The organism is Priestia sp. ST2 (assembly GCF_055810735.1).
The window spans coordinates 807,976-820,934 of the sequence record NZ_JBVVNT010000002.1; the positions used below are offsets into that span (position 1 = coordinate 807,976).

At 38.7% G+C, this 12,959-nt stretch carries 11 protein-coding genes; 3 read left to right on the forward strand and 8 right to left on the reverse strand.

Features of this window, described 5'->3' with window-relative positions:
• Positions 1–54: 54 nt before the first annotated feature.
• Positions 55–1,110, reverse strand: a complete 1,056-nt coding sequence (locus AC0KUU_RS10605) for a tartrate dehydrogenase (RefSeq protein ID WP_043981992.1) — start codon at positions 1,108–1,110, stop codon at positions 55–57.
• 208 nt (positions 1,111–1,318) lie between these two features.
• Here AC0KUU_RS10605 and AC0KUU_RS10610 point away from each other — a divergent pair, with 208 nt between their 5' ends.
• Positions 1,319–1,987 (forward strand): GntR family transcriptional regulator, encoded by a 669-nt coding sequence (locus AC0KUU_RS10610; RefSeq protein ID WP_043981990.1) that lies wholly within the window; start codon positions 1,319–1,321, stop codon positions 1,985–1,987.
• 150 nt (positions 1,988–2,137) lie between these two features.
• Here AC0KUU_RS10610 and zwf read toward each other — a convergent pair whose 3' ends face one another.
• The gene (gene zwf, locus AC0KUU_RS10615; protein ID WP_043982626.1) at positions 2,138–3,637 is read right to left on the reverse strand and encodes a glucose-6-phosphate dehydrogenase; all 1,500 of its coding nucleotides are present in this window, start codon (positions 3,635–3,637) and stop codon (positions 2,138–2,140) included.
• A gap of 125 nt (positions 3,638–3,762) precedes the next feature.
• Positions 3,763–4,674, reverse strand: coding sequence for an AEC family transporter (locus AC0KUU_RS10620; protein ID WP_043981988.1), 912 nt, complete (start codon positions 4,672–4,674; stop codon positions 3,763–3,765).
• 256 nt (positions 4,675–4,930) lie between these two features.
• Here AC0KUU_RS10620 and AC0KUU_RS10625 point away from each other — a divergent pair, with 256 nt between their 5' ends.
• Positions 4,931–6,448: a tannase/feruloyl esterase family alpha/beta hydrolase gene (locus tag AC0KUU_RS10625; protein ID WP_043981986.1), complete on the forward strand. Its 1,518-nt coding sequence runs from the start codon at positions 4,931–4,933 to the stop codon at positions 6,446–6,448.
• A 257-nt stretch (positions 6,449–6,705) separates the two neighbouring features.
• Here the strand turns inward: AC0KUU_RS10625 and AC0KUU_RS10630 are convergent, their stop codons facing one another.
• On the reverse strand, positions 6,706–7,395 hold the full coding sequence (locus tag AC0KUU_RS10630; RefSeq protein WP_230184772.1) for a DUF421 domain-containing protein: 690 nt from the start codon (positions 7,393–7,395) through the stop codon (positions 6,706–6,708).
• A gap of 135 nt (positions 7,396–7,530) precedes the next feature.
• Between AC0KUU_RS10630 and AC0KUU_RS10635 the strand changes: the two genes are divergently transcribed.
• A complete protein-coding gene (locus tag AC0KUU_RS10635) occupies positions 7,531–8,160 on the forward strand; it encodes an NUDIX hydrolase (RefSeq protein WP_043981984.1) in 630 nt (209 codons plus the stop codon).
• A 4-nt stretch (positions 8,161–8,164) separates the two neighbouring features.
• Here AC0KUU_RS10635 and AC0KUU_RS10640 read toward each other — a convergent pair whose 3' ends face one another.
• The 4 genes from AC0KUU_RS10640 to AC0KUU_RS10655 form a co-directional block, all read right to left on the reverse strand.
• Positions 8,165–8,563: a PaaI family thioesterase gene (locus AC0KUU_RS10640; RefSeq protein ID WP_043981982.1), complete on the reverse strand. Its 399-nt coding sequence runs from the start codon at positions 8,561–8,563 to the stop codon at positions 8,165–8,167.
• A gap of 113 nt (positions 8,564–8,676) precedes the next feature.
• Complete coding sequence (locus AC0KUU_RS10645; RefSeq protein ID WP_043981980.1) at positions 8,677–10,830, reverse strand: DNA topoisomerase III; 2,154 nt, start codon at positions 10,828–10,830, stop codon at positions 8,677–8,679.
• 259 nt (positions 10,831–11,089) lie between these two features.
• The gene (locus AC0KUU_RS10650; protein WP_043981978.1) at positions 11,090–12,388 is read right to left on the reverse strand and encodes an arsenical efflux pump membrane protein ArsB; all 1,299 of its coding nucleotides are present in this window, start codon (positions 12,386–12,388) and stop codon (positions 11,090–11,092) included.
• 15 nt (positions 12,389–12,403) lie between these two features.
• A complete protein-coding gene (locus tag AC0KUU_RS10655) occupies positions 12,404–12,754 on the reverse strand; it encodes an ArsR/SmtB family transcription factor (protein WP_473452191.1) in 351 nt (116 codons plus the stop codon).
• Positions 12,755–12,959: the final 205 nt, after the last annotated feature.

Consider the following 12,959-nt stretch of genomic DNA (forward strand, 5'->3'; position numbering starts at 1 on the left):
GGTTCGTTTTTCACTTCGTCTAATATTCTTTTGTCCTAGCCTCTTTTAGAACCTTCACTTCTTTAAATGAGAAATAATTTGATCCGTTACTTCACTAGTAGTTGCGCTGCCTCCAACATCTGGTGTAATGATGCCCGATTCTGTCACTTGCTCGATAACCTCTAATAAATGACTGCCTAATTCTTGTTCACCAAAATGATCCAACATCATTTTAGCCGTCCAAATCTGTCCGATTGGGTTTGCAATTCCTTTTCCGACAATATCAGGAGCAGACCCGTGTACCGGTTCAAACATCGAAGGATATTTTCCGTTCACATTAATATTTGCAGCGGGAGCAACGCCAATACTTCCCATAATAGCAGCTCCGATATCTGTTAAAATATCTCCAAATAAATTGCTTGCCACAATTACATCAAAACGACTTGGATTTGTAACGAAAAAAGCCGCCAGCGCATCGATGTGCTGTGAGTCTGTTTCAATATGAGAATAACTCTTGGCAACATCTTGAAACACTTCGTCCCAAAACGGCATGGAATGAACAATTCCATTTGACTTCGTTGCGCTTGTAACTTTTGCTTTTCTTTTAGAAGCTAATTCAAAGGCGTAGCGCATTGCTCGTTCTGTTCCTTTTCGAGAAAAAACCGCATTTTGAATAGAAATTTGATCTTCTCCTTGATAAATCCGGCCTCCTACTTCACTGTATTCTCCTTCACTATTTTCACGAACAACAATTAAATCAAAATCTTTTGGGTTCGTTAGTGGAGATGCGATGCCTTTTAACCTCTTGGCTGGACGAATATTAATTACCTGCTGAAATTCTCGACGAATCTTAATGAGCAGACCCCATAAAGACACGTGATCTGGCACAAGATTTAAATTTCCTACAGCCCCTAAAAAAATTCCGTCAAAGTGTTGAAGCTGCTTTAGCCCATCTTCCGGCATCATCTGTCCGTATTTCAAATAATAATCACAGCTCCAAGGAAATTCTGTAAATTCAAATTTTAATCCCCCGTGAAGATCTGCAATCGTATGAAGGACCCTAACCGCCTCCGGCACAACTTCTTTTCCTACTCCATCTCCTGGTATGTTCGCTATTTTTAACGTTTTCATCAAAAATCCCCCTGCGTCTTTTATGTAAAAAACCTATCGGTCGACCGTCGACTGATATTATCTATTTGATTATACGTAAAAAGAACGCTTTCATCAAGAAAATTCTGAATATATTCATTTTCTTCGAAAATTCAAAATTATTATGACTCTTATGAACAAGCGTATTATAATTAGGAAATAAATGATTATAAATAAACGAGGTATATCAATGAACAATTTTGATTTACATAAGCCGTTACCATACTATCTTCAATTTTATGAAAAAATTAAGCAAATGATTGTGAACGGTGAATATAAACCGGGCCAGCGAATCAATGAAACCCAGCTAGCTAAAGCATTTGGGGTTAGCCGCTCTCCCATAAGAGAAGCAATGCGTTTATTAGAAAAAGACGGCCTTTTAGTTGCAGACCAAAAAACAGGCTTTATTGTTTATTCCCTGTCTCCTGAAGACGTAGAAGAAATTTATCAAATTCGTACGGCTTTAGAGTCTTTAGCCATTGAGCTGTGTATTACTCGCGCTTCTGATGAAGAGCTTCTTTTCATTGAGCAGCTGTTAGATAGAACCGCTGAGGAAATAAAGCAAGGAGCCGAGGATTCTCGACTTATTGAGCTAAATGAACATTTTCATCAGCTGATTCTTCAATACAGTCATAATAAACATTTAAAAAAACAGCTCGATAGCGTAAATGTATTGATTTATTTTTGTCGGGTGCTTAATTTTAAAGGTAAAGGACGTGCTGCTGAGATTTTAGATGAGCATCAGCAAGTGTTCACCTTTATGAAAAAACGCAGTTTAAAAGCTGTTGAACATATGCAAAAACATTTACATCATGATCTTGTTCATTTACAAAAACGATTAAACACCAAAAGCGATTGAGACATAACTAAACTCATTCAATCCAAAGACGAACAAATGAGATACATAAATAAAAAGATCCGAACGATGAATTGAGAGCCTCCATCAAGAATCTCAATTCATCGTTCGGATCTTTCTTCAACGAAAAAAATTTTGTCCTAGCCTCTTTTTTTAAATAGGCAAAAACACTCCAGGTGCTTCCCCATGTTCATCGTCATCGAGCCACCACTTAAAGCCTTCTTGTGCAACTAATTTTTGTGCTTTTTCAGGACCTTGTGAGCCGGATGGATATTCATAAAGCGGCAGCATATCAGCTTCAAATGCATCTAATACGGGCTGCACCCATTGCCAAGATAGCTCTACTTCTTTCCAATGAGCAAAAAATGTGGAGTCCCCGATTAATGCGTCGTAAATAATTCGTTCATATGCTTCCGGTACATTTCCTTCTTCTCTTGAAAACGTAATACGAACCGGCTCAATAACACCATTTTTTAATGGATTTTTGCTGTTAAGCTGCAAAGCGACGTTTTCGCTTGGACTAATTTCAATAATAAATAAGTTTGGTGCTACTTTGTCATAAGGAGTTTCATACAGACCTTTTAAAGAATCTTTAAATTCTACGACGATACGAGTTGATTTTTCTTTCATTCGTTTGCCCGTTCGAATATAAAAAGGAACGCCTTTCCAAAATGGATTATCGATCCATAAACGTGCTGCCACAAACGTATCATTTTTAGAGTCTGCTTCTACGCCAGGCTCTTCTTTGTATCCTCTAACAGATTTATGATCGATTTCTCCGCTTCCGTATTGCCCTCGTACAACATCCCGAGCTACTTCTTCCGCTTGAATTTTCCTCAGTGACTCCATTACTTTTTGCTTTTCTTCTAAAATGTTTTCTGAGCAAATTCGTTTTGGAAGATGCATAGCTGTCATCATGAGAACCTGCAGCATATGATTTTGAATCATGTCGCGTATGGCCCCCGTATGATCATAATACCCTGCACGATTTTCAACACCGACTGTTTCACTTGCCGTAATTTGGACATTTGCAATGTGTTTGTTATTCCACAGCGATTGCAGCACGGGGTTCGTAAATTCAAGCGCTTCTAAATTTTGCACCATCGGTTTCCCTAAATAATGATCAATTCGATAAATTTCTTCTTCTTTAAACGTACTGCTTAGCTTTTCATTAAGCTCTCTTGCTGAAACAAGATCATGTCCAAACGGCTTTTCAATCATAAGACGCTTCCAGCCGCTGGTTTGATCCAAGCCGCTTTTTTTTATATGCAGAGCAATTACATCGAAGTATTCGGGTGCTACGGACAAATAAAACAAACGATTTCCTTTACTTCCATAAGTTGTTTCTTGCTCATTCACAAGTTTCAGCAGCTGTTCGTAATCTTCTGTTTTGCTTGCGTCTACTGCTTGATAATGAAACAGGGACAAAAAATCTTCTTCGTTACTTTCCATTTTCCGTCTCGAAAAATCGTTTATAGATTGCTTTACGCGCTCTTTAAAATCCTCATGAGACATCTGCTCGTACCCCGATCCAATAATAGAAATAGTATCAGGGAGCTTTTTGTCTGTAAATAAATTATAAAGAGCAGGAAAGATTTTTCTTTTTGCTAAATCACCCGTTGCGCCAAATAAAACAAAAGTTAAGGACTCCACTTTTTTTCCTCCCGTCAGGTTGTATGTATGATGGATTTTCTCTTCTCCTAGCTTACCTCTGTTTATTTGGGAATATCCTTTTTTCATCAAAAAGGACGCTCACAAGTGTGAGCGTCCTCAGTTATTTACATTAAAATGTTTGTCATTCCCCACAGCAGTAAAAAGCTCAGCAGAATCGTCATATTTGACACGGTGCCGACAAATTTTTGATCGTATTTGAATTCTACTGCGTAAGGTAAAACTGACCCCGCTACTGGTAGAATGAAACAAACTAAAATTGTATAACGAAACATATCTTCAAATGGAAGCAGGAAAAACAGCGCAATCCCTACGCCAAGTCCAATCACGTAGCGGATGCTTAAAAACATGATAATTTTTTTCAAATAGCTTTTTTGGAATGAAAAATTTAAGTATACGCCTAAAAGCAAAAGAGAAAGCGGCATATTCGCTTTCGAGATAATGCCTGAAACGTCTAATACGTATGATGGTAAATGAATGCCTATAATCGCAAGAAGACAAATGATTACATAGGTAAGAAGCGGCATTGATTTTAATACTTTATATAAAATCTTTTTAAATTCAATGTCAATATCATCCCCAGAGTAGTAGCTGCCAATCACATAGCATAAAACAAAAATAACAAAGGCATTTCCGACATCAAACATACCAAAGTATTTAAGTCCTTCTTTTCCCCAGATACCTTCTACTAGTGGATAAGCAAACATTCCAATATTAAATCCTGGAATCATCATCGTCAGCATGCCTTTCACTTTTCGCTCATCTTTTCGAAAAACAAAAACCCCTACAGCAGCTAACAGCAAGCCATAGACAATCCCAATAACTAATAGTAAGATAAGCGATCCATCAATTTTAATACTGCTGAATGTGACAATAATCAAGCAAGGCATTGTAATATTAAAAATAATTCTGGCTAAAGCTTCCCCGTCTTTTTGCTGAAGGAGGTTTGTTCGTTTTAGTATGTATCCTAATAGAATGATTGTAACGGAATACAAAAACTGACTGTTAAAGCTGCTCATAGACCTACTCCCTTGCCCTCTTTTATACTTATTTAATCGATTGTTTTACCCTGTCTTTTTTAATCCTTGTTTCATTATAATATAAGCAGCCTAAAAAGAAACTAGAGAATTGGATGCAGTTTACCTGTTTGTTAGACAAAAACAGCTTAGAAACAAATGAAAAAACTTTCCTCCAAACTAATTTTAAAACAGGACATTTTTCTTTTTTATGGAATTTACTTAAAAGGTATGAGTATTTTTATGAGGAGGAAGAAATGTGAAACGAAAAATGATAGCGCTTACTTTTTCTGCTGCTCTTTGTTTTTCAGCTTCAGGATCTCTTGCTGAAGCTTCTACCAACACAGATGTAATCCCAAATGCTGATCAGTCAGCAGAAACCTATTTTGACGGAGCGAACGGAAATTGGCTCACCACTAAAAACCCCGCTCAATATCAGCAGGCTACGCTCTATGGCAATATTGGGCTTACTCCTTATAACTGGGGGAAACCTGAAGATGGATCGGGCTGGTATCGAATCAATCAGCCCGCTGCGGTCAAAGGAACCCAAGTAAATGGCATTTTTGAAGACGCTCAGTTCGTCATCCGTGTTCCTGATAACTGGAACGGAAAACTTGTAGTAGCCGGCATTCCTGCCACGCGCAACGAAACGTCCACCGATTTATTATTCAGCGATTACGTTCTTAAAAAAGGCTATGCGTTTGCAGCCACCGATAAAGGAACACAAGGAGAAAGTGATCCTAACGATCCTTTTGCTAAAGTAAAAAATGCACTCGCTAACGATGACGACAGCGTAGCAGAATGGAATATGCGCTATCGTCAGCTGACAAAAGCTGCCCAGCAATACTTGACTACTCATTATTCAGACAAGCTAATCAACCCGTCCAATCAAAAAAATCCTGCAAGCGATTTGATTCGAAACGATCATAAAGTCCCAACGTATGCAATTGGCATTTCAAACGGTGGATACGTCGTCAGATACGCACTTGAACACGATGATCCAAAACAAACAAAAGAGCCTCGTTTATTTGATGGAGGCGTCGATTGGGAAGGCGTATTATGGAGTGCAAAAGCGCCAAATTTAATTAGCTCACTAACACCTGTTGTCAACAACGCAGAAGAAGCGCTGTACGGAACGGGAAAAGAACAGAAAAAAGCCATGAAACAAATGTACAAAGCAGGTCTTCCGAAAGGATCAGAAAAATTGTGGAATTATCATGATCAAGTGTACTGGGCGGTCACATTAAACATTTACCGTGATCACTTTGATCCAACTGCTCCAGAAAGAACAAACTGGCACAACTATTTAAACTTTACTTCAGCAGGTCTACGTGATCGCTCATGGGATTATATCTTTGAAAATTATCGCTATCAAACCCGTCCAAAAAGCGTAAAAGAAAATGTAGCAAAAGTAGAAAATACGGGCGATATCGATGTACCTCTTATCAGTATGGCCGGCTCTCTCGATTCACTTATCTTCCCGTCTATTCACGCGGAAGGCTATGAAAAACTCGTTAAAAAAGCTGGCAAGGCAAACCTTCATCGTCTCTATACCGTTAAAAACGGAAATCACGTTGACAGCTTAGTATGGAATAAACAAACGGATCCAAATCAAGAGCTTCAGCCTCTGCTTCCATATGCTCATCAATCTTTTGATTTGTTAGTAGACTGGGTGGAAAATAAAAAAGCAGCGCCTGCAAGCAAAGATATTAAAGCACCTCAAAATAACCTTAAAGTAATCGACATAAAATCTGGGCAAGAAGTAGATCCTCGCTGAGGTTGAGACATAACTAAATGAATCCAACCTAAAGACAAATCAATGAGATACATGAGCTGGACTGCTTATTACACCGCAGTTGATTTCCGTGCAAGGCTTCGCTTTCCGCAGGAGTCTTCGGCTTGCCCTCCAATCAACTGCTAGAAGGAACGAAACAGATAATACTATGTTCACAATCACAAAAAAACGAACCACTAATCAGACATGTTGATTAATGGTTCGTTTTTCACTTGGGCTAAAATACTTTTCTCTCAGCCTTAGTCTTCATAATAATCAAGATACAGATGACCTGCTGAGTCTGCTTGGCCTAAAAATACCTTATCGACTGCAGCATCTTTCTTTTTGAGCTGTTCTTTAACCCACGCTACGCTATATCCTAGCTCATGAACCGCTTCTTTCATTATATTTCCGTCCATGATAATCGTTTGAGGTAATCGTGTCGCCTCTCCTTTTATTAATAAATCTTCTCTCGTAACGTTTTGCTTTTCTTTTTTTAACAGCACGCTTAATTCCCCGTTGGTTTCGAGCATAGCAAAAGCTACGTCTTCCACGTAAAAGATGTCTTTTTTCCGAAGCTGCTCCATGAGCTCATCTACTGTATATTTTTCTTTTTTTACATTTCCCTCAAGAATTTTTCCTTCTTTAATGAGGATCGTTGTCGTCCCTTCCACCGCTTTTCGAAAGCTTATACTTTTTAACGATACGTTTGATACAAAAATAAGAAAGGATGCCCACACTAAAATCGCGACTCCCCCGTGACTTGCCTGTAAATCTACATCCATTGAAATTGTTCCTGCAATATCTCCAATTGTAATACCAACGATATATTCAAAAAAAGAAAGTTTGGATAACTGTTTTTTCCCCAACAGCTTTGTAATAAAAAACAAGCCAAGTAAAATCAGCACTGAACGAAGTACTACTTCCATCCAATGATTCAACGCATGCACCTTCTTTACTAAAATTGATGTATCCTTTATCTTGTACTTATTTTTATGTATGAACACGTTTTTTCACCTTCCATTATTTACATCAACTTCACGACGGGTTAGAGTAGAAAGAAGTCGGAAAGAAATGGGGAACTTATCATGAACGATGAAATGTTAATGGTATTTAACGATCAACAGGAGCGCATAGGAACAGCGTCTCGCAAAGAAGTGCACGAAAAAGGCTATTGGCACGAAGCGTTTCACTGCTGGTTTGTCAGCCGTGAAAATGATATAGACTATATTTATTTTCAAATTCGCAGCGAACAAAAACAAGATTATCCGGGTGCGCTCGATATTACAGCTGCCGGACATTTGCTTCATACAGAAACCGCTGTGGACGGTGTAAGAGAAATTCACGAAGAGCTCGGCGTCAACATTTCATTTGATGAATTGCTTCCTTTAGATGTATTTAAATATGAAGTATCTCAGCCGCACTATATTGACAAAGAATTCGCACACATATTTTTATATTACAGCTCTCATCCGCTCACTGCTTTTACGTTGCAGCAAGAAGAAGTATCAGGGCTTGTAAAAGCGCCGTTTTCTCACTTTTGCGAACTGTGGCTTGGAAATCAAACAGAACTGATCATTGAAGGGATAACAAATAAAAAAGAGCCCATTCACCGTACAGCACACAAAAGTGAATTTGCTCCTCATCCCAAAGCTTACTATGAAACAATTATTTCATTCATTAGCCAGCAGCTGCATTCAGCAGAAAAAGCTTAAAATCCTAAGCTTTTTCTGCTGAAAAAATCATATATGTTGCACTGCCAAGCGCAACAAGCTTGCCGCTGCTGTCTTCAATTTTCACTTCTCCAACAGCAAGCGTTTTGCCGCGATGAGACAGTGTGGATTTAGCAACTAAATAATCACCTATACCCGGCCTTGTGTAATTTACTTTTAATTCAACTGTACTGGCACTTTCCTCCTCAGAAAGAGAAGACCGCACAGCTGAACCAACCGCCGCGTCGATAAGCGTAGCAATAACGCCTCCATGAACCGTTCCTCTTCCTTGCAGAAGCTGCGGCTGAATCGTGATTTTTAACTCCGCATATCCTTTTTCAAGCAGCGTTTCTTCAATGCCAATATAATCCCAAAACGGAATCATCCCTTTACTCATTCGTTTCATCAATCTCATCCTTTAGATAAATAAGCTATGTAAGAACTTCTAGAAAAGCTGGAGAAATCCTGTTTCTTCGCATGTAAAAAGCGCCTGCTCTTTAGCAAACGCTTTTTATCCCTCTATTTTTCAAATAAAAACTGCACTTTATTTTCTTTCCATTCTAACTTGGCATTAAAGGTTTTATCGCCTTTTTTAAAGCCTTCAATCAAATCTGTCTGTCCTTCGCTTAACAGTTTTTTTAAATTAGCTTGGGTGACTGTTTTACCTAAAATCTTTTTCGATACGGTAAACGTGCATTTGGTTTTTGCATAGTTTGAGCATCCGTAAAATGAACCTTTATCGACTACTTTTCCGTCGCAAAGCTTACACGAACCAAACGATTTAGAAGAGAAGCTTTTACCTTTACCTTTTCCTTTTCGCTGAATGGATTCAGTGTCGTATCCGCTGAAGTTCCACTTACTTTCTGCTTCGACAGCGTCTTCGATAATTTTAGCTGACAGCTTTTTTGTTTGTTCCATAAAAGCAGCGGCCGATGCTGCTCCTTCTCCAATTTCAGCTAAACGCTGCTCCCACTTAGCCGTCATTTCTGGTGAAGCTAAAATTTTATCGCCAATCGCGTCAATCAATACCTTTCCTTTATCAGTCGCAAACACTTGGTTTTTTTTCACATCAATATATTTACGGTCTTTAAGCATTGTAATGATTCCCGCACGCGTAGCTTCAGTCCCTAACCCTTCTGACTTTGCTAAAATTTTCTCCAGCTCATCATTATCCAAATGCTTGCCCGCTGTCTTCATCAGCGTAATCAACTGACCTTCCGTGTAGCGTTTTGGAGGCTGTGTTTTACCTTCTTTTACGTCTACTTTAACAACTTTTCCTTCTTCCCCTTCTTGGACATTCGGAAGAATAACGTCGTCGTCTTTCTCGTTTTGAAAAATTACTTTGCGCCAGCCTTCTTGAATTTGCTGCTTTCCTTTTGAAATAAAAGCTGCTCGCTTTTCCACGAGTGTCGTAATCGTTGTATAGTCGAAAATCGCTTTTTCATAGTGTGCCGCAATTAGACGTCTTACGACTAGGTCGTAAATTTTCTGTTCGTCTCCTGACAGTTTGCTGGGGTCCTTCACTTGTTCCGTTGGAATAATCGCATAGTGATCGCTCACTTTTTTTGCATTTACATAGCGTTTATTTCCCAGGACTGAAGAGTAAGGAAGCGGAAATAAATGTTCGTATTCAGAAAAAGCACTCAGTTTTTCTAAAATCTCAGGAAACGTTTCCGCTTCTCCTTCTGTTACATAGTTTGAGTCTGATCTTGGATAAGAAACAATTCCTTTCTGATACAGCCCTTGCAGCACATCAAGCGTCTTTTTAGGAGAAAACTTAAACGCTTTATTGGCGGTTGCTTGAAGTGATGATAGGTTAAATAATAAAGGCGGCTGGAACTCTTTTCGCTCCGTTACGAGTTCATGAACTTCCGCGTCTTTTCCTTCGCAAAACTGAGCAATTTTATAGGCCATTTCTTTTTCTTTAAGACGCGATTCTCCGTCTTGATGCCATTTGCCTTCATACTTCTTTCCTTCAATATCAAACTTAGCAAGCACTTCCCAAAAAGGCTCTGATTTAAAGTTATCAATTTCTTTTTCACGCTTCACGATCAAAGCAAGAGTTGGCGTCTGCACGCGCCCTGCCGAAAAAACATCTGACATACCATGCTTTTTTAACAAAATGCTATACACCCGTGAAGCATTCATCCCAACGACCCAATCCGCACATGCTCTTGTATATGCTTCATAATAAAGGTTACGCGTATCGCTTTCGTCTTTTAACTGTTGAAACCCATCATAAATGGCCTTTGGCGTTAAAGAAGAAATCCACAATCGCTTCATCGGCTTATGCACACCTGAAAGCTGAATGATATTACGAACAATCAATTCTCCTTCACGCCCCGCATCTCCCGCATGAATAATTTCTGTGACCGTCGGCTTTTTAAGCAGTTTTTTTACCACTTGAAACTGCTTAGCTTTTGAGCGCGTCACTTCATATTGAAAGCGGTCTGGAATCATCGGCAGCGTGTCAATTGACCACTTTTTCCACTCCGGCTTATAATCTTCCGGACTTACAAGCTGACATAAATGCCCCACTGCCCACGTCACATACGCTCCGTCTGTAAACACTTCATTCGGTGGAATCTCTAAATAGCCGTCGTGACGCTTCGGCTTAAACTGTGAAGCTAGAGTCGATCCTTGATCCGGCTTTTCTGCAATAATTAACTTCATGTATTTAATCACCTTACATTTCAAATTTCCATGTGAAACTTAGTCAGTTTTATTATTTTATCATAGAAAGAGCTGTTGGAGTATGAATGAGGAGAAAAGTAGTTTAGATGAGAGATACCTATCTCATTTTAAAAACGCGTCGCTGTCCGTTATAGCTTTTCAATAAAAAAGCTGTAGATCATTTTCTACAGCTTTGATACATATCTGAATTTTTCTGGCAACAGCCATTATCATATCGACTAAAACAAATCTGGACGTGTTATGAAATAATCAATAACCAAACATACAAACCAACAAGCGTAATAAACAATGTCGGAATCGTTAAGATAATACCCGTTTTAAGATACGTTCCCCATGAAATTTTCACGCCTTTTGTTGAAAGAACATGAAGCCATAAAAGCGTCGCTAAAGAACCAATCGGGGTAATTTTCGGACCTAAATCCGATCCAATAACGTTTGCATAAATCAACGCTTCCTTGATTGTTCCAGCCGCGTGTGTTGCATCGATTGCTAGTGCATCAATCATAACCGTTGGCATATTGTTCATAATCGATGAAAGAATAGCCGCAGTGAATCCCATGCCAATTGTTGCTGCAAACAGTCCATGACTAGCCGTTGCTTGGATCACGTCAGCCAGAATTTCTGTTAAACCAGCATTACGCAAGCCGTATACAACAACATACATGCCGATAGAGAAAAAGACAATCGCCCATGGAGCTCCCCGTAACACTTTTTTTGTATGAACCGCTCGGCTTTTTTTAGCCATCATCAAAAACAGAATAGCAATAATACCTGCAATAATCGAAACAGGGACGCTAAAGAATTCTCCAATTAAATAGCCTAGCACTAACAAAACTAAGACAATTCCAGATAATCGAAACATCTTTTCATCTTTGATGGCATCCACTGGCTTCTGTAAATCTGCTACATTGTATTTCTTAGGAATTCTTTTGCGGAAATACAGATATAAGACCATAATACTTGCAAACAGAGAAACCAAATCTGGAACAATCATGCGTGATGCAAATTCAGAAAAGCTAATACCGAAGAAGTCGGCTGATACGATATTTACTAAGTTACTAACAACAAGGGGCAGCGACGTTGTATCTGCAATAAATCCACTTGCGATAATAAACGGAAAAACCATTTTATCGTCGAACTTTAATGCCCGAACCATGGCTAGTACAATGGGTGTTAAAATCAACGCTGCTCCGTCATTAGCAAATAGCGCTGCTACAACGGCTCCAAGAAGAGACACGTACACAAACATACGCACGCCGTTCCCTCCTGCAGCTCTAGCCATATGAAGCGCTGCCCATTCAAAGAAACCAATTTCATCTAAAATTAAAGAAATAATAATAATAGCAATAAACGTAAGAGTCGCATTCCACACAATGCTGGTTACCTCAAGAACGTCTTGAAAATCAACAACGCCTGCCAGTAAAGCAATCATAGCTCCCCCGCAAGCCGACCAGCCGATTGATAAATTTTTCGGCTGCCAAATGACAAAAATTAATGTTACTAAAAAAATCAATGATGCTAGTACAACTGATGCCACTTTTTAAACCTCCAATTATTCACAACAACTAATACACAGTCCTTGTTTTTCCAGCTCTTTTAAACGTTCGTCCTGACTTGGTACAGATTCAAGTATGCCCAGAACAAACTCATAGTACTGGCTTTCTTTATTAAGAGAATAAAAAACCCATTGCCCTTTTCTTCTTTCCTTCACAAGTTCAGCATCTCTTAATTTTCGTAAATGCTGACTAATTGAAGGTTGGCTAGCTTGATAGATATCTACGAACTCACAAACACAGCATTCATTGTTCTCTATTAATTTAACCATCGAAAGCCTTGTTTTATCTCCCAATAATTTTAAGATTTGGGCTGCTTTTTCAATACTATCTATAGATTTTGTGCTCATTAATGAATACCTCCTACTCCCTTTCAGTTGATAGATAATAATGTGCTTATGTATTAATGCTCATTACTATAATTGATTTCTAAATGCTTTACAATTTTTTAGTAAACTAAAAGTGATTTAGTAGTTGTCTAAGGATTTAAAGAAGTTATTTTTCCCCTACTAATCTAAACAAAATCTAGCACATAATACTATAGGTATATTTTCT

What these genes read in the sequence shown, in the direction of transcription:
- AC0KUU_RS10605 (WP_043981992.1), bottom strand. Translation starts at nt 1,110, where the DNA reads ATGAAAACGTTAAAAATAGCGAACATACCAGGAGATGGAGTAGGAAAA.
- AC0KUU_RS10610 (WP_043981990.1), top strand. Translation starts at nt 1,319, where the DNA reads ATGAACAATTTTGATTTACATAAGCCGTTACCATACTATCTTCAATTT.
- AC0KUU_RS10620 (WP_043981988.1), bottom strand. Translation starts at nt 4,674, where the DNA reads ATGAGCAGCTTTAACAGTCAGTTTTTGTATTCCGTTACAATCATTCTA.
- AC0KUU_RS10640 (WP_043981982.1), bottom strand. Translation starts at nt 8,563, where the DNA reads ATGAAACGAATGAGTAAAGGGATGATTCCGTTTTGGGATTATATTGGC.
- AC0KUU_RS10645 (WP_043981980.1), bottom strand. Translation starts at nt 10,830, where the DNA reads ATGAAGTTAATTATTGCAGAAAAGCCGGATCAAGGATCGACTCTAGCT.
- AC0KUU_RS10655 (WP_473452191.1), bottom strand. Translation starts at nt 12,754, where the DNA reads ATGAGCACAAAATCTATAGATAGTATTGAAAAAGCAGCCCAAATCTTA.